The 21,083-nt window shown below is 71.8% G+C and carries 17 protein-coding genes and 1 pseudogene; 12 read left to right on the top strand and 6 right to left on the bottom strand.

Annotation, left to right across the window (positions count from 1 at the left end; translation table 11 throughout):
• Positions 1 to 69 precede the first annotated feature (69 nt).
• From ABEA81_RS23735 to ABEA81_RS23715, 5 genes are read right to left on the bottom strand one after another with little or no spacing between them, the layout of a single operon-like run.
• A complete protein-coding gene (locus tag ABEA81_RS23735; RefSeq protein WP_345607510.1) occupies positions 70 to 642 on the bottom strand; it encodes a carboxymuconolactone decarboxylase family protein in 573 nt (190 codons plus the stop codon).
• Complete coding sequence (locus ABEA81_RS23730) at positions 639 to 1,559, bottom strand: MBL fold metallo-hydrolase (RefSeq protein ID WP_345607509.1); 921 nt, start codon at positions 1,557 to 1,559, stop codon at positions 639 to 641. The genes ABEA81_RS23735 and ABEA81_RS23730 overlap by 4 nt, the downstream gene beginning before the upstream one ends.
• Positions 1,556 to 3,022 carry a flavin-containing monooxygenase gene (locus tag ABEA81_RS23725; RefSeq protein ID WP_345607508.1) on the bottom strand — a complete coding sequence of 489 codons (1,467 nt, stop codon included), beginning with the start codon at positions 3,020 to 3,022 and terminating at the stop codon, positions 1,556 to 1,558. Before ABEA81_RS23725 ends, ABEA81_RS23730 begins: the two co-directional genes overlap by 4 nt.
• Positions 3,023 to 3,027: 5 nt before the next feature.
• A complete protein-coding gene (locus ABEA81_RS23720; protein WP_345607507.1) occupies positions 3,028 to 3,453 on the bottom strand; it encodes a carboxymuconolactone decarboxylase family protein in 426 nt (141 codons plus the stop codon).
• Entirely contained in the window at positions 3,453 to 4,184 is a 732-nt protein-coding gene (locus ABEA81_RS23715; protein WP_345607506.1) for an IclR family transcriptional regulator, read from the bottom strand. The genes ABEA81_RS23720 and ABEA81_RS23715 overlap by 1 nt, the downstream gene beginning before the upstream one ends.
• Positions 4,185 to 4,273: 89 nt before the next feature.
• On the opposite strand from ABEA81_RS23715, the pseudogene ABEA81_RS23710 reads away from it, so the two are divergent.
• The 12 genes and pseudogenes from ABEA81_RS23710 to acs all read left to right on the top strand — a co-directional run bounded on the left by ABEA81_RS23710 (position 4,274) and on the right by acs (position 18,449).
• Positions 4,274 to 4,988: pseudogene (locus ABEA81_RS23710) on the top strand (SDR family NAD(P)-dependent oxidoreductase).
• A 170-nt stretch (positions 4,989 to 5,158) separates the two neighbouring features.
• A complete protein-coding gene (locus ABEA81_RS23705; protein ID WP_345607505.1) occupies positions 5,159 to 5,953 on the top strand; it encodes an HpcH/HpaI aldolase family protein in 795 nt (264 codons plus the stop codon).
• A 6-nt stretch (positions 5,954 to 5,959) separates the two neighbouring features.
• Positions 5,960 to 6,880 carry a hypothetical protein gene (locus ABEA81_RS23700; protein ID WP_345607504.1) on the top strand — a complete coding sequence of 307 codons (921 nt, stop codon included), beginning with the start codon at positions 5,960 to 5,962 and terminating at the stop codon, positions 6,878 to 6,880.
• A gap of 133 nt (positions 6,881 to 7,013) precedes the next feature.
• Positions 7,014 to 8,441, top strand: a complete 1,428-nt coding sequence (locus ABEA81_RS23695) for an MFS transporter (RefSeq protein WP_345607503.1) — start codon at positions 7,014 to 7,016, stop codon at positions 8,439 to 8,441.
• On the top strand, positions 8,438 to 9,421 hold the full coding sequence (locus tag ABEA81_RS23690) for a cyclase family protein (protein WP_345607502.1): 984 nt from the start codon (positions 8,438 to 8,440) through the stop codon (positions 9,419 to 9,421). The genes ABEA81_RS23695 and ABEA81_RS23690 overlap by 4 nt, the downstream gene beginning before the upstream one ends.
• 13 nt (positions 9,422 to 9,434) lie before the next feature.
• Complete coding sequence (locus ABEA81_RS23685) at positions 9,435 to 10,382, top strand: DUF6282 family protein (RefSeq protein WP_345607501.1); 948 nt, start codon at positions 9,435 to 9,437, stop codon at positions 10,380 to 10,382.
• A gap of 67 nt (positions 10,383 to 10,449) precedes the next feature.
• A complete protein-coding gene (locus tag ABEA81_RS23680) occupies positions 10,450 to 11,250 on the top strand; it encodes an IclR family transcriptional regulator (RefSeq protein ID WP_345607500.1) in 801 nt (266 codons plus the stop codon).
• Between the two features lie 73 nt (positions 11,251 to 11,323).
• Entirely contained in the window at positions 11,324 to 11,752 is a 429-nt protein-coding gene (locus ABEA81_RS23675; RefSeq protein WP_345607499.1) for a Fur family transcriptional regulator, read from the top strand.
• Between the two features lie 80 nt (positions 11,753 to 11,832).
• A complete protein-coding gene (katG, locus tag ABEA81_RS23670; RefSeq protein ID WP_345607498.1) occupies positions 11,833 to 14,022 on the top strand; it encodes a catalase/peroxidase HPI in 2,190 nt (729 codons plus the stop codon).
• 61 nt (positions 14,023 to 14,083) lie between these two features.
• A complete protein-coding gene (locus tag ABEA81_RS23665; protein ID WP_345607497.1) occupies positions 14,084 to 15,529 on the top strand; it encodes a protein adenylyltransferase SelO in 1,446 nt (481 codons plus the stop codon).
• Between the two features lie 227 nt (positions 15,530 to 15,756).
• Positions 15,757 to 16,452, top strand: a complete 696-nt coding sequence (locus ABEA81_RS23660) for an acetate uptake transporter (RefSeq protein ID WP_345607496.1) — start codon at positions 15,757 to 15,759, stop codon at positions 16,450 to 16,452.
• Positions 16,453 to 16,481: 29 nt separating this feature from the next.
• Positions 16,482 to 18,449, top strand: a complete 1,968-nt coding sequence (gene acs / locus ABEA81_RS23655) for an acetate--CoA ligase (protein WP_345607495.1) — start codon at positions 16,482 to 16,484, stop codon at positions 18,447 to 18,449.
• Between the two features lie 30 nt (positions 18,450 to 18,479).
• Here acs and ABEA81_RS23650 read toward each other — a convergent pair whose 3' ends face one another.
• Positions 18,480 to 21,068 (bottom strand): glycosyl hydrolase, encoded by a 2,589-nt coding sequence (locus ABEA81_RS23650; protein WP_345607494.1) that lies wholly within the window; start codon positions 21,066 to 21,068, stop codon positions 18,480 to 18,482.
• Positions 21,069 to 21,083 lie beyond the last annotated feature (15 nt).

Below are 21,083 nucleotides of genomic sequence, written 5' to 3'. Positions count from 1 at the left end.
TCGGCCCTGCCCGAACGGCACCCCCATCGGACAGGGGTGCCGTTCGGGCATCCGGGAGCGGACGGCGAACTACCCCTCGGGCGGAACCACGCCGAACACCGACAGCTGCGTGGCGACCTGGTCGTAGTAGCCCACCAGTGCCACGAGCTCGAACAGCTTGCGCCGCCCCAGCCCGGCGACGGCCGCGGCGTACTCCGCGTCGTCGAGGGTCTGCCGGTCGAGGATCGCGAGGGTCGCGGTGAAGACGTGGCGCTCCTCGTCGGAGGAGAACGACGGTGGGGTGCGGGTGGCGAGCCCCTCGACCTCGGCGTCGGTGAGGCCCGCGGCGCGACCGGCCCTCCGGTGCGCGTACAGCTCGAAGGGGCTGTCGCGGTGGAAGGCGACGAGCAGGATCGCGATCTCGCAGGCGCGGTCGGAGAGCTCCAGCCCGTACCGCATCGTCCAGCCGACCCGTTCGAACACGCGGGCCAGCGGAGGGCTGAGCAGCCAGGCGTTCGGCGGCCCGATCAGCCCGCCCTCGGGGTGCAGGAGCGAAAAGGACGCCCCGGGAGCGGCGCGCTTGCCGCCGGTGAACTTCGCGTAGACCTCCGCCTGCTCCGGTGTCATCTCGTCCGGGGTGATGCGGGACAGGCGCTCGGTCACAACGGTTCTCCCTCGACGATCTCGTAGCGGTAGCCGCCCGCCGGGTCCGTGACGACCCGGCCCGGTGCGGAGTCCGGGAAGTGCGCCGGGAAGAGCAGGACGTCGCGGTCGGCGATGTCGCGCAGCAGCTCCTGGCGAGCTGCGCTCGCGCGTGCGTGGTCGACGCAGAAGTCGGTGCTCCGCTCGGGGAAGGCGAGCTGCAGCGCGTGGTGCACCATGTCGCCGGCGAACACGGCCCGCCGCCCGTCCGAGTTGACCTCGACGCAGACGTTGCCCGGCGTGTGCCCCGCCGCCGGCAGCAGCCGGATCTCCTCGTAGATCCGCAGGTCGGGCTCGACGAGGTCCAGGAGGCCCGCGTCGCGCAGCGGGAGCACGCTGTCGCCGACGTAGTCGCCGAGGCGGGCGACGTCGCCTGCCGCCGCCGCGCCGGTCCAGTGCGCGAGCTCGGCCGCCGTGGTGAGGTGCCGGGCGTTCCGGAACGCAGGCACCCAGGCAGACCCGTCGAAACGGGTGGCGAAGCCGACGTGGTCGACGTGCAGGTGGGTGAAGACGACGGTGTCGACCTCGTCCGGCGTCGCGCCGGCCCGCTGCAGCGCGGCGAACCACTCGTCGTCGCGGCCGGTGAAGAGCGGGTTCGGCCGGCTCTTGCCGTTGCCCACACCGACGTCGACGAGAACGGTCCGGTCCGGGGTGCGGACCAGGAAGCCGCCCATGTCGATCACGAGGAACCCGTCCTCGCAGTACGGCGGCCGCCAGTACCAGCCGTCCCCGTCGAACGTCTCGAGGTCCGGGAAGAACCTCAGCGGGTGGACGCGGTAGTGGAACTGCACGAGCGGCGTGATCGTGACCGCGCCGACGCGATACCGGCGCAGCGGGGCCGCGCCGTCGCGGGCGCGCGCCCTGGCGGGCGCCGTCACCGCTCGACCGCCGTCTCGCGGATCCCGATCCGGGCGAGCAGCCGGGTGACGAGCAGGTACTCGAGGTGGGTGCCGGGCCACTGGGTGATGTTGGCGCCGCCGGGTGAGTGGTAGTAGTTGCGGCAGCCGGACTCCATCGCGTTGGCCTTCCTGGCGATCTGGTCGTCGATCCACCTCACGTACCGCTGCTGGATGCGTTCGTCGGTGTCGACGTAGCCCGTCCCGAACTCCAGCCTGCGCACCGCCTTGGCCGCCACCTCGGCCTGCCGCTCCAGCTGGGCGATGATCGAGAACCCGCCGTTGGTGTTGGGGCCGTACAGGATGAAGAAGTTCGGGAAGCCGGCCACGGTGACGCCGAGGAACGCCGATGCCCGGTCCTGCCACGCATCGTGGATGCTGCGCTTGTCCAGGCCGCGGACGTCGAGGCCGGCGAGGAACCTCGTCGGCTGGAAGCCGGTGCTGGTGATCAGGACGTCGATCTCGTGGTGGACGCCGCGGGCGTCGACGATGCCGTTCTCGGTCACCGACGTCACCGGGTGCGGGACCAGGTCGACGTGGGGCAGGTTGAACGCCTCGTAGAAGGTCGAGGCCAGCACCGGGCGCTTGCATCCCCACGGGTAGTCCGGGGTGACGGCGTCCCGGACGGCCGGGTCCCGGACCGTGCGGCGGATGTGGTCCAGGCAGCTGCGCCGCTTCTCCTCCTGGGCCCGGCTCGTGGCGTCGTAGGCCTTGAAGCGGGCGATCGACTGGTAGAACAGCCAGCCCCGGTGCAGCCACTGGGCCCCGGGCACGTGGCGGTAGACCCAGCGTTCGCGCGCGCTGAAGGCGCGTTCCCGCTTCGGCTCGACCCACCCGGGCTCGCGCTGGAAGACGAGCAGGGACGCCACCGAGCCCGCGATGCCCGGCACGATCTGGGCTGCGGTGGAACCCGTGCCGACCACGGCCACGCGCTTGCCGGCCAGGTCCAGTTCCTCGGGCCACTGAGCGGTGTGGAACCGGGTGCCGCGGAACCGGTCGAGGCCGGGCCAGTCCGGGTGGTTGGGGACGTTGAGCAGCCCGAGCGCGGAGATCACGACGTCGAACGTGTCGCTCTCGCCGGTGGCCGTGCGCACCTCGTACGTGAGCTGCGCCTCGTCCCAGAGGACCTCGGTGACCTTCGTGTTCAGCCGGATGTGCGGCCGCAGCCCGAAGGTGTCGACGATCTCGTTGGCGTAGCGCAGCAGCTCCGGTTGCCGCGCATGGGTGTGCGACCAGTCGTAGCGCAGGAACGAGAAGCTGTAGGCGTGCGAGGGGATGTCGACCTCGCAGCCGGGATATCGGTTGTCGTACCAGGTGCCCCCCACGCCCGCCGACTGCTCGAAGATCACGAAGGTGGCCGATGTCCGCTGCCGGAGCTTGATCGCGGCGGCGATCCCGCCGAAGCCCGCACCGATGATGGCGACCCGGATCGACCGCCGGGGCACGCGACTCATGATCCGGTCCCGTTCGTCTCGGTGCCGTTCGTCTCGGTCCCGTTCCTTTCGGCGAGCACCCGCTCCGCGAGCCGGAAGGCCTGCAGGGCGGCGGGCGCGCCGCAGTAGGGCGCGGTGTGCAGGAGCAGCTCCTGGATGTCGGAGACGGAGCAGCCGTTGGCGAGCGCGCCGCGCACGTGGGACTCGAACTCGGTCGTGCGGCCCTGCGCGGTCAGGATCGCGAGGGTCACCAGGCTGCGGGTGCGCCGGTCCAGCCCGTCGCGCGTCCAGACGTCCGCCCACACCGCGCCGCTGATCCAGTCCTGCACCGGCCGGTGGAAGTCGGAGGCGTTCGTGTGGTTCCGCTCGACGAGCTCGTCACCGAAGATCGCGCGGCGGACGGCCAGACCGTCGGAGATGCCCGCGTCGTCGCCGTCCCGCATCAGCTCACGCCGATGCGGGAGACGGCGGCCACCAGCTGTTCGGAGACCACGTCGTCCTCCTCCTCGGGCATGAACACGGCGAGGCCGACGACGGCGAGCGTGGCGACGATGGATCCGTCGGCGGTGAGGATCGGGGCGGCGACCGTCTTGAACCCGCCGCCCGCGTAGACCTGCCGCGCCGTCATCAGTCCGCCGACCGGCCGGAGGTCCTCGTCGTCGATGGTGCGCAGGCGTCCGGCGCCCCGGCCGAGCTTGTGGTAGGCGGCGAAGAGGCGCGACTGCGCGGCGTCCGGCGGCAGCGAGCGGCCCACCTCCACCGAGATCGTGGTGATCCGGCTGTTGTCCGGTACCACGCGCGCGATGACCGGGGCCCGGCCGCCCCACACGCTCAGCACCACGGTGTTGCGGATCGCCCGGCACAGCTCCTGCATCACCGGGCCCGCGGCGTCCAGCACCCCGAGCCGGGACAGCGCCAGGGTGCCGAGCCGGGACAGGACCGGGCCGAGCTCGTACGTCGTGGCGTCGCGCCTGCGCAGGAGGCCGCGCTTCTCCAGCGACACCAGGTACCGGTGCGCGGTGGAGCGCCCGACGCCGAGCGCCTTGGCCGTGATCTGCGTGTCCAGGTACGGCGAGTCCGGGTCGAGGCAGTCGAGCAAGGTGGCGATCCGGGCGACGACCTGGATGTCGCCGCCGGACGCCTCGCCGTCCACGGGTACCTCGGCGTTCCCCACACGGACCTCCGCGCCGTCGCGTATTCCGGGACCATCGTCGCGCGATACGCGACGACCGATGACGCTAGTTCAGCCCATCGCCATGGTCAATGCTCTTCAGGCACTATTTGTCAGGCAGTCCGACGATCTGGAGGAAGCGAATGAGCGAACGAGTCGCGCTGGTGACCGGGGCAGCGGGTGGGGTCGGGAGCGCTCTGGTCGAGCTGCTCGCCGGCCGCGGCTACGTCGTGGTCGCCGCGGACATCTCGCCGGACGTCTCGTCGACCGTGGGGGAGCTCGCGGGCGTCGTGCCGGTGGTGGGCGACGTCGCCGACAGCGCGTCGGCCGAACGGGCCGTCGCCGTGGCGGATCGCGAGTTCGGCCGCCTCGACCTGCTCGTCAATAACGCCGCGCGGTTCCTGCGGAAGCCGATCGGGCAGTCGACCGACGCCGACTTCGACCTCCTGTTCGCCACGAACGTGCGCGGAGCCTTCGTGCACTCCCGCGCGGCCGCCGAGCCGCTCGCCCGGACCCGGGGCGCGATCGTGAACGTCACGTCGATCTCCGGGCTGGTGGGCATGCCGAACCAGCGTCCGGGTGAACGCCGTCGCCCCGGGTGCCGTGGACACCGACTTCATCGCGGAGGCCAGGGCTGCCGACCCGGACCCCGAGGCGACGGCGGCCGCCGTGCTGGCCCGCCATCCGCTGGGCCGGATCTCCACGCCGCTGGACGTCGCGAAGGCGATCGCCTTCCTCGCGTCGCCCGAGGCCGAGGGGATCACCGGCACGATCCTCGGCGTCGACGGCGGATACGTGGCCCAGTAGCCGCTCTGTCGCGCATTGCGGGACACGAGCGGGCACTGAATCGATCCGCGCGGCGGACTCCGGGCCGGCCCTTGCGCAACGGAAGTGCAGGATGCCAGTCTGCATCGCGAACACGCTGTTCGTAAATTGAACAACAAGTGAGCCGGCGCGCAATCGATGGAGATCTGCCCATGGCCATGTTCCGAGAGCTGCTCCGGTCCTCCGACGGGCCGGTGGTCGGCACCTTCGTCAAGATCCCGGCGCTCGAGGTGGCGGAGATCGTCGGCGAGGCGGGGTTCGACTTCGTCGTGATCGACACCGAACACGCCCTGCTCTCGGTGCGGGACGTCTACTCCCTGGTGGTCGTGTACTCGCGAATGGGCGTCGCGCCACTGGTCCGCATCACCGACCACGGCTACGGCGACGCGCAGCGCTACCTCGACGCGGGTGCCGCGGGTGTCCTCGTGCCGCACGTGTCGAACGCCGGGCAGGCGAGGGACACCATGCGCCAGTTCCTGTTCCCGCCCGAGGGCACCCGCGGCATGGGGTACGCGTCCCGCGCCGGGCTGTGGGGGAGCCTGCCCGGCGGTGCCGGCGAGTACGTGCGCGTCGGACGGGAGGACGTCGCCCGGATCGCCATGGTCGAGGAGAAGGAGTCCGTCGACGACATCGCGGGGATCCTGGCGGCCCCGGGCGTCGACGCCGTCTTCATCGGCCCCGGCGACCTGTCCCTCTCGATGGGGGAACCGGGCGGCTCACCGGCCGTGCACGACGCGGTCACCAAGTGCATTGCGGCGGCGGTGGAGGCCGGGGTTCCGGTCGGCACCGTGGTGGCCGGCGAGGACCAGATCCGGCTGCGCGCCGAACAGGGCTGCCGGTTCGTCCTCGTCGGGAACGACACCGGCATGCTCGGCGCGGCCGCCCGACGAACGATGGCGACGGCCCGTTCCGCCCTCGCCGCCCTCACCGTCGACGAGGAGGACTGAACACCGATGGCCTACACGAAGGACGACCCGCGCTCGGCACTGGCGGCGCCCAGGGCGGCGGCACCTGCCGCGGGGGACGGGATCGCCGCCCCCCAGTTCCTCGACTTCTCCGTGCTCCCGCCGGACGCGGTGTCCGCCGACGGCAGCAGCCAGTGGATCGTCCGGGGCCAGAACTTCGTGCTGATCTACACGGAGCCAGCTGCGGGCGACCTCGTCTGGAAGTCCACGCTCCGCTCCGAGCAGGTGCTGCTCCTGATCGACGAGAACAGCGCCGTCAGCGGCACGACCGGCACCGGTGACTCCCACGAGGTGACGGGTCCGGCCCTGGTGGTGGTGCCGCCGGGCGAGAGTGCGATCACGAGCACCGGCACCGGCCCGATCGCCGCGCTGCTGCAGTCCGACGAGGCCGAGTGGGCCGCGAAGGCGTCCAACGCCGCGGCGTACGAGACCCCGGCCCCGCACGTCGCGCCGCTCGAGCCGTGGCCCGAGCCCGTGGACGGCTACCGGTGGCGGACCTACCTCATGTCCGACGTGCCGGACGACCCGAAGCGCTTCGGGCGGATCTTCCGGACCCGCGCCTTCATGGTGAACTTCATGCCCGCCAGGCCCGGTCCGCGTGATCTCTCCGCGATGTCTCCGCACTTCCACGACGACTTCGAGCAGGCCAGCCTGGTGGTGGCGGGCACGTACATCCACCACATCCAGACCCCGTGGGGCACCGACGGCCGGAAATGGCGGCCGGAGGACCACGCGCAGGTCGGCAGCCCCTCGGTGACGATCATCCCGCCGCCGACGATCCACACGTCGCAGGGCATCGGATGGCGGACGAACCACCTCATCGACATCTTCTCCGGCCCGCGCCGCGACTTCTCGGCCCGACCCGGGTGGGTGCTCAACGCCGACGAGTACCCGGGCCCGGACGACTGATTCCGGCGCAGTTCCCGAGGTAATTGCGGTCGGGCTGGAAAAGGCCCGGCGAAGTCAGCGGTAGTAATCGGCAGTAGAAATCGGCAGTGCCTTGCGCGGTCAAGCTGTCTTTCAGCGTTGAAGGAGACTTGTCATGTCCGAGAGCACGTCCGGCCCGGCGGCCGAGCTGGATCCCGCCTTCCGGGCGCGGCGGAAGCGGGCGGTCCTGAGTGCGTGGGCCGGCTTCGCCGTCGACTCGTACTCGATCTACATCGCATCGTCGGTGCTGCTGCCCGCGCTCGTCTACTTCCAGGGCGACATGTCCGCGGAGGCCAAGTCGATCTTCGCGGGCATGACGCTCGCCGTGACCCTGCTCGGGCGCCCGCTCGGCGGCCTGATCTTCGGGCACTTCGCGGACCGGATCGGCCGCCGCCGCATCGGCGCCATCACGATCTTCGGGTTCGGCGCGGTCTCGCTGCTCATCGCCTGCCTGCCGGGCGCGGAGCTGATCGGCGCGATCCCGGCGACGACGCTGCTGCTCGCGCTCCGGTTCATCGAGGGCATCTTCCTGGGTGGCGAGTACACGGCGGCCACCCCCATGGCGCTCGAGTACACGCCGGCCCACCGCCGCGGCTTCGTCGGCGCGTTGATCCAGTGCGCGGCCAGCGGTGGCCCGCTGCTGGTGGCGGTCTCGATGGCCCTGACCCTGATGATCGCGCCCAGCGGCGGCGTCGACTCGCCCTACGTGCAGTGGGGCTGGCGCCTGCCCTTCGTCCTCGGCTTCGTGCTGTCGTTCCTGGTGGCCTGGTTCCTGCGCCGCAGGGTCGACGAGTCGGAGATCCAGAAGGAGGCGGTGGCCCAGGCCGGGACGCAGACGAAGTCGCCGCTGCGGATCATCCTGCGCGGCAAGCCGGGCCGGGCGTTCGTCCAGGCGTGGGTGACGATGACCGGCCTCTTCTTCGTGGTCACGATCAACAGCAGCGTGCTCAACCAGTTCCTGCTCGGGAACGAGGGCTACACGCCCGCGGACCTGGCCAACACGCAGCTGATCATCCCGGTCGCGATGGCCTCGTACGTCCTCTTCGGATGGCTCTCCGACCACATCGGCCGCAAGCGGGCCCTGTACATCGGCAGTGCGCTGCAGATCGTGCTGTACCCCGTGGTGATCACGGCCATCGGGTCCGGGACGGTCAGCGGCTGGTTCAACCTGACCCTGCTCGCGGTGGCCGGGCACTGCCTCACCGTCGCCCCGTTCGGCGTGCTGCCCGCGTACATCAACGAGCGCTTCGCGACCATCGTCCGGTCCACCGGGTGGGGCGTGGCCTACGGCACCGCGGTGATCATCCCGTCCTTCTTCTCGTACTACATGATCTGGCTCAGCGCCGTCGTGCCGTTCGTCTACACCGCGGGCATCCTCGCCTCGTTCGGCGGGATCCTGATCCTGGTCGCGACCCTGTGCGGCCCCGAGACGCGGGGTGTCGACCTGCGCGAGGCGGGCCGGGACGAGGAGCCTGCGCCCGTCGTGGCACCGCTCGCCGCCGCGTCCACCCCGTCCCTCACCCCGGCGAAGGAGCAGGGGTGACACCGACCTACGAGGAGCTCACCCGGCGCGTGGACGCTCCACCCGGGTCGTCCTGGGGGCTGTTCGGCCGGTGCGACCAGCTCGGGACGCTGAACTTCCTCACCGAGGACCGGACCGCGGCCGCCGCCGGCCTGGTGCGCCGGGGCGCGACGTTCAACCTCGACTACCCGCTCAACACGTTCGTGCCGAGCATCTCCGGCACCCGGCCCGCCACCGAGCACCACATCTTCTCCAACAACCCGCACCACCGCGACGACTGGCTCGACTCGTTCTACCTGCAGTCGACGTCCCAGGTGGACGGCCTGCGGCACATCCGGCACCCGCGTCACGGCTTCTACGGCGGGGTGCCCGACGGTGCCGTCGCCGAGGGCACGGCCGACCTCGGCATCCACCTGCTCGCGGAGAAGGCGATCGCCGGGCGCGGGGTCCTGCTGGACGCCGTCCGCTACCACGACAGCATCGGCGACCCCCTCACGCTCGGGAAGCTGACCAGGTTCACCCCCCACGACCTCGACCGCGTCGCCGAGCACTGCGGCGTGACGGTCCGGCCGGGCGACATCGTGCTCCTGCGCACCGGGTTCGCCGAGAGCTGGCTGCAGCTGCCGCCCGAGCGGCGCGGCGATCGGGGCGGCGGCGGGGCGGGCCTCGACCAGTCCGAGGAGATGCTCGCCTGGCTGTGGGACCACCGGATCGCGCTGATGGCCTCCGACAACGGGGGCCTGGAGTCGTACCCGGTGAACCGGGCGTCGGGATGGGTCGACCCGGACGAACCGCCACCCCCGCGGGGCCCCTCGCACAACGGGATGCTGCACCGCCCGCTGCTCGCCCTGCTCGGAATGATCATCGGGGAGCTGTGGAAGCTCGACGAGCTCGCCGCGGACTGCGCCGCCGACGGCACCTACGAGTTCCTGGTGACGGTGAAACCGCTGAACCTCGTCGGCGGGGTCGGCTCCCCGCCCAACGCCATCGCGATCAAATGAGAAGGGGAGTCCTATGACCCAGACAGCTTCCGGCCTGTGGGACGAGACGCTCGACGCCGATCGGCTCGTGCCCGACGCCGAGGCCGACGGGTTGCTCGCCGGTGGCGTCGACCTGCACACGCACCCCGGCCCCAGCCCGTTCCCGCGCCGGATGTCGATCCTCGACGCGGCCAGCGACGCGGCAACGGTCGGGTTCCGCGCCATCGTCTGCAAGTCCCACCACCACAGCATGCAGACCGACATCCTCGCGCTGCAGTCGGCGGGGCTCACCGAGACCGGCGTGCAGGCCTTCGGCGGCATCGCGCTGAACCGGACCGTCGGCGGGCTCAACCCGTACGGGGTCGAGCTGGCACTGCGGATGGGAGGCCGGGTCGTGTGGTTCCCGACGATCTCCTCCACCGCGCACCTCGAGTTCCACCAGCACAACCACAACAGCGGCTTCCCGGTGGCAGGCATCCCGCTGCGCGACAACGAGCCGATCAGCGTGGTCGGCGACGACGGTGCGCTCGTGCCGGAGGCGCAGGACATCCTGTCGGTGATCGCGGCGGAGTCGGCGATCCTCAACTGCGGGCACCTGCCTGCCGACGAGATCGACGTCCTGATCCCGGCCGCGATCGCGGCCGGCGTCGAGCGGATCGTCGTCAGCCATCCCGACTTCATCGTCGGGGCCTCGCCGGAACGGGTCGGAGGGTGGTGCCGCCAGGGCGCCAACGTCGAGCACTGCCTCGCGATGGTGGTCAAGAACCCGGCCGACGGGTCCGGTGCGGAGAAGGTCGCCGCCTTCCTCCGCGAGACGGGCGTCGGGCACACCATCTTCTCCTCCGACCTGGGGCAGAAGAACAACCCGCTGCCGATCACCGCGTACCGGCGGATGGTGCGCAGGTTGCTGGACGCCGGCACCGCGGAGGACGACATCAGGGCGATGGTGGGCGGCAACGCGGCGCAGCTGCTTTTCCGATGACTGCTGCGACCGCGAGCGCCGGGTCGTGCTGGGTATAGTCGCTGGACCCGCACGCGGAGGAGGACGGTTGACCAGCGGCTCGGGCGGCACCGGCGAGATCCAGGCGGTGCAACGGGTCGGTCAGCTGCTGGCCCTGTTCACCGTCAACCGGCCCCGGCTCACGGTGGCCGAGGCGGCGTCCCTCGTCGGGCTGAACCGCAGCACCGTCAGCCGCTACTTCGGCTCCCTCGTGCTGGCGGGCGTCCTGGAGCGCTCACGCGATGAGCAGGCGGCCTACGAGCCCGGCCCGTTGCTGATGCAGCTCGGCGCCGTGGCGCAGGGACAGCGCCGGGTGCTCGACCTGGCGCCGACCCACATGCGCAGGCTGGCCAACGAGACCGGGCTGACCACCGTGCTCTCGCTGCGGGGCTCGGACGGCCCGGTGGTCTCCCTCGTCAGCGAGGTCGGCACGAGCCCGATCCTGGTCACGGTGCGGGTCGGCACCACACTCGGGATGGACTCGGCCCAGGGACACCTGTTCCTGCGCTTCTCCAAGGACCGCGAGGCGATCGCGCGGTACTGGGAGGGCCTCGACCCGGTCAAGCGGCGGCGCGTCGAGGCCGAGGTGGAGGCCGCGGGGGCGGCCGGGCTGGCCCGCGCACTCGCGCCGATGGGCGGCCTGGGCATCCTCGCCGCCCCCGTGTTCGACGATCACGACGTCGCCGCCACCATCGCGCTGGTCGGCGTGGAGCCCGAGGCCCCCGAGATCGCCACCGCGCTGCGCCGCTGCGCGTTCCGGATCACGGCGGAGATGGGCGGCACCGACGTCTGGCGGTCGCTCATCCCGGGCGACTTCGACGAGGTCGCCCGCTCCGTCGAGGCCTCGTAGCCAGCGCGGACCACCCGGGCTGGCTACCCGCCCCGTCTTGATTCGTTCAAGGGACTGGGCCACGCTGGGACGGGTGCCAACGACGTCGGACTTCGAGCACATGCTGCGCGGGGCCGCGCTGCGAGTCACGCGGCCTCGGCTGGCGGTGCTGTCCGCGGTGCACGATCACCCCCATTCCGACACGGGCTCGATCATCGGGCTCGTCCGGGACGACGTCGGCGAGGTGTCCCACCAGGCCGTCTACGACGTGCTGCGCGCACTGACCGCGGCGGGCCTGGTGCGGTGCATCGAGCCGCCGGGCTCGGTGGCGCGCTACGAGGCTCGGGTGGGGGACAACCACCACCACGTCGTGTGCCGGTCGTGCGGCGCCATCGCCGACGTCGACTGCGCCGTCGGTGAGATGCCCTGCCTGACCCCGTCCGAGGACCACGGCTTCGCGATCGACGAGGCCGAGGTCATCTACCGGGGCCGGTGCCCCGAGTGCGTCGCGGCACGCGGCTGAGCGCAGCTTGCGGAGCGAACGTCGAGACAGCGCGAGACCGACACAGCGCGAGACAGCGCGAGATAGGAGATGTAGCGGACGTGACCGAGAGCATCAGCGAGACCGAGAACCCCTCGATCCCCTCCCCGACCCCCGAGGTGACCCGGCCCAGGACGAACCGGGACTGGTGGCCGAACCAGCCGGACCTGACGGTGCTGCACCAGCACTCGGCCCGGGCGAACCCCTTGGGCGCGGACTTCGACTACGCCGAGGCGTTCAGCACGCTCGACGTCGAGGAGCTGAAGCGCGACGTCGTCGAGGTGATGCGGACGTCGCAGGACTGGTGGCCCGCCGACTACGGCCACTACGGGCCCCTCTTCATCCGGATGAGCTGGCATTCCGCCGGCACCTACCGCATCCACGACGGCCGGGGTGGCGGCGGTCAGGGCGCCCAGCGCTTCGCGCCCCTCAACAGCTGGCCCGACAACGCGAGCCTCGACAAGGCGCGCCGGCTGCTGTGGCCGGTCAAGGAGAAGTACGGCCGGAAGATCTCGTGGGCCGACCTGCTGGTCTTCGCCGGCAACGTGGCCATCGAGGACATGGGGCTCCCGACGTTCGGCTTCGCCTTCGGGCGGGAGGACATCTGGCAGCCCGAGGAGATCTTCTGGGGCTCGGAGGACACGTGGCTCGGGGACGAGCGCTACAGCGGCGAACGGGACCTGGCCGAGCCGTTCGGCGCGGTGCAGATGGGCCTGATCTACGTGAACCCGGAGGGGCCCAACGGCAACCCGGACCCGCTCGCGTCGGCCCGTGACATCCGGGAGACGTTCAAGCGCATGGCGATGAACGACGAGGAGACGGTCGCGCTCATCGTCGGCGGCCACACGTTCGGCAAGTGCCACGGTGCGGTCGACCCGCAGTACATCGGCCCGGAGCCGGAGGCGTGCCCGGTCGAGCACCAGGGCATCGGCTGGAAGAACCGGGTCGGGACCGGCGCCGGTCCGCACGCGATGACCAGCGGCCTCGAGGGTGCCTGGACCACCGCGCCGACCACGTGGGACAACGGCTACCTGGACAACCTGTACGGGTACGACTGGGAGCTGACGCGCAGCCCCGCGGGCGCGCACCAGTGGACGCCGAAGAACCCCGAGGCCCAGGGCACGGTACCGGATGCGCACGACCCGTCGAAGCGGCACGCGCCGATGATGCTGACCTCGGACATCGGGCTGAAGGTGGACCCGATCTACGGACCGATCACGAAGCGCTTCCACGAGAACCCCGCCGAGCTCGCGGACGCGTTCGCGAGGGCCTGGTACAAGCTCCTGCACCGCGACATGGGGCCCGTCTCGCGCTACCTCGGCCCGTGGGTGCCGGAGCCGCAGCTGTGGCAGGACCCCGTCCCGGCGGTGGACCACGAGCTGATCGGGGACGCCGAGATCGCGGCGCTCAAGGAGAAGGTCCTCGCCTCGGGGCTGTCGGTCTCCCAGCTCGTCTCCACCGCATGGGCGTCGGCGGCGAGCTTCCGCGGTACGGACAAGCGCGGCGGGGCCAACGGCGCCCGGATCCGCCTCGCGCCGCAGAAGGACTGGGAGGTGAACAACCCGGACGAGCTGGGCGAGGTGCTGCAGACCCTCGAGCAGATCCAGCGGGACTTCAACAGCACGCAGGCGGCCAAGCGGGTCTCGCTCGCCGACCTCATCGTCCTGGGTGGGGGCGCGGCCGTCGAGAAGGCGGCGAAAGACGCCGGGCACGAGGTCACGGTCCCGTTCGCGCCGGGTCGCACCGACGCCTCGCAGGAGCAGACCGACGTGGACTCGTTCGCCGTGCTGGAACCGAAGGCGGACGGTTTCCGCAACTACCTGCGGGCCGGGGAGAAGCTGCCGCCGGAGACGCTGTTGGTGGACCGCGCCTACATGCTGACGCTCTCCGCTCCGGAGATGACGGTGCTCGTCGGCGGCATGCGGGCCCTGAACGCCAACGTCGGGCAGAGCGCGCACGGCGTCTTCACCGACCGCCCCGGGACGCTGACCAACGACTTCTTCCGCAACCTGCTCGACATGCGGACGGAGTGGAGGGTCTCGGACGCGGAGAACGTGTACGAGGGGCGGGACCGGGCCACCGGCGAGCTCAGGTGGACCGCCACCGCGGCCGACCTCGTCTTCGGCTCGAACTCCCAGCTGCGCGCGATCGCGGAGGTGTACGCGTCCGCCGACGCGAAGGAGAAGTTCGTGCGCGACTTCGCGGCCGCGTGGGACAAGGTGATGAACCTCGACCGGTTCGACCTCCGCTGACGGTGCCCGGGCCGGCCGCTCGCCGGCCGGCCCGGCGCCGCGCGGCACGTAGCCTCGAACCATGAGTGTCACCGCCGGACCGCAGCTCGAGCTCGACAGCTCCTTCGCCCGCGAGCTGCCCCGCCTGTCGGTGCCGTGGACGGCTGCTCCGGTCCCGGCGCCCACCCTGCTCGCACTGGGCGAGGAGCTGGCCACCGAGCTGGGGCTCGACGCCGCAGCGCTGCGGGAGCCCGCCGGTCTCGCGCTGCTCGTCGGCGCGGAGCTGCCCGGCGGCGCGCGCCCCGTCGCGCAGGCCTACGCCGGTCACCAGTTCGGCTTCTACCAGCCGCGGCTGGGGGACGGGAGGGCGTTGCTGCTCGGCGAGCTCGTCGACCGCCGCGGGCAGCGCCGCGACCTGCACCTGAAGGGCTCGGGCCGCACCCCGTTCGCCCGCGGCGGGGACGGCAAGGCCGCCGTCGGCCCGATGTTGCGCGAGTACCTGATGGGCGAGGCCATGCACGCGCTGGGCATCCCCACCAGCCGGGCGCTCGCCGTGGTCGCCACCGGCGAACAGGTCGTGCGGGAGACGCTGCTGCCCGGTGCGGTGCTCGCGCGGGTCGCGGCGAGCCACCTGCGCGTCGGCACCTTCCAGTACGCGGCCGCGGCCGGCGACCCGGCGCTCCTCCGGGAGCTCGCGGACCACGCGATCGCGCGCCACCACCCCGGCGCGGTCGACGCGGACACCCCCTACCTGGAGTTCTACCGCCGTGTGGTCGACGCGCAAGCGTCGCTCGTCGCGCGCTGGATGCTCGTCGGGTTCGTGCACGGAGTGATGAACACGGACAACACAACGATCTCCGGGGAGACCATCGACTACGGCCCCTGCGCGTTCATGGATGCATTCGACCCCGCCACCGTCTTCAGCTCGATCGACCACGGCGGCCGCTACTCCTACGGCAACCAGCCGGGCATCGCGCAGTGGAACCTCGCCCGGCTGGGCGAGGCGCTGCTGCCGCTGATCGACGAGGACACCAACGTGGCGGTCGAGGCCGCCACCGAGGTGGTGCGCTCCTTCGCCGAGCGGTACGAGTGGTACTTCGCGCACGGCATGGCGGCGAAGCTCGGGCTGGAGGCACCGGACGAACCTCTCGTCCGGGACCTGCTTTCGCTGTTGCACGCCCAGCACGTCGACCACACGCGGTTCTTCCGGGCGCTGTCACGAGGTGACGCGCGCTCGCTGTTCGCCGAGCCGGAGGCGTTCGACGCCTGGGCGCAGCGGTGGGAGGCCCTGCTGCCGCCGGACCGCGCCGCTGCGGCGGCGGCCATGGACCGGGTCAACCCCGTCTACATCCCGCGCAACCACGTGGTGGAGGAGGCGTTGACGGCGGCCACCGCGGGGGACATGGCGCCGTTCCACCGCCTCGTCGAGGTCGTCTCCGACCCGTTCGCCGAACGCCCTGGTCTGGAGCGCTACGCCGAGCCGGCGCCGGCGGGTAGCCGGCCCCACGTCACGTACTGCGGGACCTGACGAACCGCGCAGATCGGGTCCGGCCGGCACCTCGCACCGCAGCCGCCGCGCGGGCCCAAAACCCACACTTTCCGGGCAAATGGGGTAATAGCTCCAATTCACGCAGGACGGCGGCCGAAATGCGTTTCTCCGGCCCCCGCGGGTACCCCTCCATCCTCTCCATGCGCAGTCGGCAACGAAAGGGGCTGACGATGGCTTCCCAGGGGACGGAAACACACGCGGGCTTCGTGCCGCGCCAACGTGAGCCCGAGGCCGGCCCACCCTCGGCGCCGGGTCCGGAGGCCCCGCCGACCAGGATCGAGCCCACTCCCGTCGCCGATCCCGCCGGCCTGGGGCTGGCGGCGTTCGCGCTCACGACATTCCTGCTGTCCGCGGTGAACGCGGGCTGGACCGCAGCGGCCGTCTGGGTGGCTTTCGCCGCCGCCTACGGCGGCCTGGTGCAGTTGCTCGCCGGCATGTGGGAGTTCCGCAACCGCAACGTCTTCGGGGCGGTGGCGTTCTCCACCTACGGCGGGTTCTGGCTGGGCATGGCCTTCTTCGCCCGGCTCATCGAGCCGACGCTCGCGCCGGGGCAGGCGGCCGTCAACATCGGCTGGATCCTCATCGCCTTCGCGATTTTCAACACGTACATGTTGTTCTGGAGCACGCAGGTCAACACCGCCGTGTTCCTCGTCTTCCTCACCCTGGAGGCCACCGAGATCGTTCTCGCCGTCGCGGCGTTGGCCGGCGTGGCCGTCCTCACCGTCGTCGGCGGATACCTGGGGGTCCTCACGGCGCTCGTCGCCTGGTACACCTCCGCAGCGATCGTGATCAAGGGGACCGCGGGCCGGACGATCCTGCCTGTCGGCGGGAAGATCTTCGACCTGAGCCCGATGGCACGCCCACCGGCCGCGACGCGGGCGGGTCAGCCGCTTCCGCAGTGAACCGGCGAGCAGCGAGAAGGCGGTGACCCGTGACCACCGAGTCGACGAACATCGATGCCCTGCTGCGCGAGGAGCGGACCTACCCCCCGCCCCCCGATTTCGCGCGCGAGGCCAACGCGCAACCCGACATCTACCGTCGTGACCCCGATGAGTTCTGGGAGACCGAAGGGCGGGAACGGGTCACCTGGTTCACGCCTTTCGAGCAGCTCAAGCAGTGGGATCCGCCGTACGCCAAGTGGTACCTCGGCGGAAAGCTGAACGTCTGCTACAACTGCGTCGACCGCCACGTCGAGGCCGGCAACGGGGACAAGATCGCCTACCACTGGGAGGGCGAACCCGCGGACACCCGCCGCGACATCAGCTACGCCGATCTGCAACGCGAGGTGACCCGCTTCGCCAACACGCTGCGCAAGCTCGGTGTTCAGCGGGGGACGCCGGTCGCCATCTACCTCGGAATGATCCCGCAGCTGCCGATCGCGATGCTGGCCTGCACCCGGATCGGTGCTCCGCACACCGTCGTGTTCGGGGGCTTCTCCGCGGAGTCGCTCGCCGCCCGGATGAACGACATGAAGTGCCAGATCCTCATCACCCAGGACGAGGCGCTTCGCCGGGGCAGACCGGTGTCCCTGAAGTCGATCTCGGACGAGGCGATGGCCGCGGCATCCGGCGTCGAAACCTGCGTGGTGGTGCGGCGCACCGGCACCGAGGTCGCCATGACCGACGGCCGCGACGTCTTCTACGACGAGGCCGCCGCCGACCAGTCCGACGACCCGGCGTCGTGCCCCTGCGAACCGATGGACGCCGAGGACCTGCTGTTCCTGATGTACACGAGCGGGACGACGGCCACACCCAAGGGGATCGTGCACACCACGGGCGGATACCTGGTCGGCACCAGCACCACCCACCATTACATCTTCGACATCAAGCCGGACACGGTGTACTGGTGCGCCGCGGACATCGGCTGGATCACCGGCCACAGCTACATCGTCTACGGCCCGCTGTGCAACGGGGTGACGAGCGTGCTCTACGAGGGCACCCCGGACTTCCCGGACAAGGACCGGTGGTGGGACATCGTGCAGCGCTACGGCGTCACGGTGCTCTACACCGCGCCGACCGCGATCCGCAGCCACATGAAGTGGGGCCCGGAGTACGCCCAGCGGCACGACCTGTCGACGCTGCGGGTGCTCGGCACCGTGGGCGAGCCGATCAACCCGGAGGCCTGGATCTGGTACCGGGACCACATCGGCGGCGGGCGCATCCCGGTCGTCGACACCTGGTGGCAGACCGAGACCGGGCAGATCCTGATCACCCCGCTGCCGGGCGTGACCACCCTCAAGCCCGGCTCGGCCACCAAGCCGTTCCCGGGCGTGGAGGCGGCGGTCTACGACGAGCAGGGCAACGAGGTGGGACCCGGCGGCGGCGGGTACCTGGTGCTCACCGCCCCGTACCCGGCCATGCTGCGCGGGATCTTCAACGACCCGCAGCGGTACCAGGAGACGTACTGGTCGAAGTACCCCGGAGGCGTCTACTTCGTCGGCGATGGCGCCCGCATCGACGACGACGGCGACTTCTGGCTACTGGGCCGGGTCGACGACGTCATGAACGTCTCGGGCCACCGCATCTCGACCATCGAGGTGGAGAGCGCGCTCGTCGACCACCAGGACGTCGCCGAGGCGGCGGTCTGCGGGCGGGCCGACGCGCAGACCGGGCAGGCCATCGTGGCGTACGTCAGCCTGAAGGGCGGACAGGAGGGGACGCCGGACAAGCTCGCCGAACTACGCGACCACGTTGGCCGCAAGATCGGCAAGATCGCAGCACCGGCGAACATCGTGTTCACCCCGGACCTGCCCAAGACCCGATCGGGGAAGATCATGCGACGGTTGCTGCGTGATGTGGCGGAGAACCGCTCGCTCGGCGATACCACCACGCTCGCCGACCCGGACGTGGTGAACGAGATCAAGGATCGAGCGACGGCGGAGGCCGCCAAGGAGGAGTGAAGGGGCACCGCCGGGGAGCCCGGCCCCACGTCACGTGCTGCGGGACCTGACGAACCGGAGTGTCGGTGCCGCCCGGAGCCCCGAGCTCATGGGCCGGTGCGCGCGGTCCAGGTCCTGCATGCGGAACCGCCTGCCGTACGCCCGGGTCACCGCCGCGACGGTGGCGTCGAGGTCGGTGGCGGCGCGCAGCGCGCCGAGCCCGGTGTTCAGCACGCGCACGGCGATGGTGTTCTCGCCCGGCCGCAGCGAGCCGGTGATGTCGACGGTGTACGGCGGCGCCCACGCCCACCCGCGGTCGTCGCCGTTCACCACGACCTGCGCGACGTCGCCGACCGGGGCGTCGACCTCGGCGCGGAACGACTTCCCGCGGATGCCCGCCTCGCCGGCCGCGTCGGAGGAGGCGGTGCGCACGGGACCGAGGTCGAGCAGGACCGTGCCGCCGAGCCGGTCCGCGGTCAGCACGACGGTGGTCTCGTAGGTGGCGCCACCCGAGAAGTCGGCCCGCTCCGGGTCGTCCTCCCACCGGTGGGGCACGGCCACCTCCCGGCGCGCGTCCGGGGCGTCGCCGTAGGCGACCGTCCAGCCCGCGGCGAGCTCCACCGTCTCGACCGGGCCGATCGCCGGGGCCGCCGGGACGCCCGGGTCGGGTGCGGGCAGCGCGACGAGCACGGCCGCCTCGTACGGCTGGAGCTCGAGCGGCACGCCGCCGTCGCGCAGCTCGACCCGGTGGGCGCGCCCGGTGCGCGCGTCCCACCGCTCGAACGCGGCCCCGGCGTCGCGCGGGCGCAGCGTGAACGCGCGCGGGGACGGGCCGGTGTTCGCGACGAGGTAGACGTCGGCCCCGCCCGCCCTGCGGTGTACGACGCCGACGTCATGCGTGGTCGGGGCGTCCGGCGGCACGAGCGCGGCGAGGGCGGGCAGCAGCGCGTCGACGTCCGCCACGGCGGTCCACCCGTCCCGGTGCACGGTGCCGCCGACGGTCACGACGGTGCCCTGCTTCTCCAGCAGGCGGGCGGTCTCCTCGGGCAGGTCGTGCACGAACGGCAGGACGACGACGCGGTACCGGCTGCAGTCGGCCTCCCGCAGGGCCGTGTCGTCGACGAGGTCGTAGTCGTACCCGGCCTCCCGCAACGCAGCGGGCAGCGCCTCGCCGATGTGCGTGCGCGTGGCGTGCCAGAGGTCGAGGTAGCCGCGGGTGCCGGGGGTGAAGTGCTGCGCGGCGTCCCGGCTCGGGGCGTAGAGCGCGACGTCGACCACGGGCTCGCCCTGCCGCAGCAGCCAGCACAGGCGGTGCAGGTAGCGGGTGAGCTCCGGCATCGCGGGCCACCACGGGTTCGCGTCGCCGAGTGCACCGGAGGCGTAGAAGATCCACCCGGGGGCCGGCGCGTCGGGCGGCGAGTACGGCCAGCCGTGCCCGATGAGCTGGTTGACGCCGAGCAGCAGGTGCTCGTGCGCCTCGCCCGCGAGGTCGAGCGGGGTGGCGGCGAGGGACGGCGAGTGCACCCACGTCCAGGTCTCGGACGAGACCACCGGTCGCTCGTACAGGTGCGCGGCCGACGTGGCCCACTTGGTCTGCGTGACCGATCGCCATCCCCAGCCCTCGCCCTCGGGCAGGTCGGCGTGCCGGTAGGCCGACAGCGGGCCGGGCGGCTGCCCGTAGCTCTGGATCCGGAACGCGACGCCGTGCCGCTGCGCCCACTCGCGCACGACGGCGACGAAGTTCTCCTCGTAGAGCTCACCGAGGGTCATCGCGACGTCGGCCCGGACCCGCTCGGAGCCCTCCCCCCGGGTGTGCAGCAGCGGCAGGTCGGGCAGCAGGTCGTAGCCGCGGCGGGCGTGGAACTCGGCGGGCAGCTGCGGGGTCCAGTCGGCTGCGTAGACCTCGAGGCTGTCGCAGAACACCGCGGTGACGAGGTCGCTCGGCACCGCGGCGAGGATGGGTTCGGCGACCGCCCGCAGGTGCGCCTCGGTGGCGGTGCGGCTGCAGTGGTCGAGCACCGGGCCCTCGGCGCCCGCCGCAGCCCGCTTGACGTTCTGGCCGGTGGGGCTGGAGACGGCGAGCAGCACCGTCCGCGGGCCGGAGCCCGCAGGCACCTGGACGGCGCCGTCGCGGACCGGCAGCCGGTCGAAGCGGGTGGGCGGCTCCTGCTCGGAACCGTCGCCGATGTACGCGGCGACGAGCTCGTCACCGGGCCACGGCTGCGCGGCGGCGATCCGGAACGGGCGCGTCGGCACCTCGCGCACGTCCCACCGCAGGCGTCGCGCGGCGGTCTCGTCCGTGATGTGCGGGCCGCCGAACGACCAGCCGCTGCCGATGGTGACGTCGAAGCGCAGGCCGAGCCGGTTCGCGGTCTCGGCGGCGAACCGCAGCCGGGACCGGTGCCGCTCGGACAGGAACCCCCCGGCCTCCCGGTCCGCCTCGGACACCGAGAGCGGGTACACCGACGCGACCTCGACCCCGCCGATGCCGGCCGCCGCCATCGCCTCCAGCTCGCGGGCCAGCTCGGCCTCCTCGACGAAGGGGCCGAACCACCACCAGCGCATCATGACCCGGCCATCCGGCGGGGGAGCGGCGAAGCCCGCTCGCAGCGTGCGTACGGCCTGCCCTGCTGACGGCATCGTCTCGACTCCCTC

It is taken from the genome of Pseudonocardia adelaidensis (assembly GCF_039543345.1).
Taxonomy (GTDB): Bacteria; Actinomycetota; Actinomycetes; order Mycobacteriales; family Pseudonocardiaceae; genus Pseudonocardia; species Pseudonocardia adelaidensis.
This window is presented reverse-complemented; position numbering and strand designations above follow the sequence as displayed.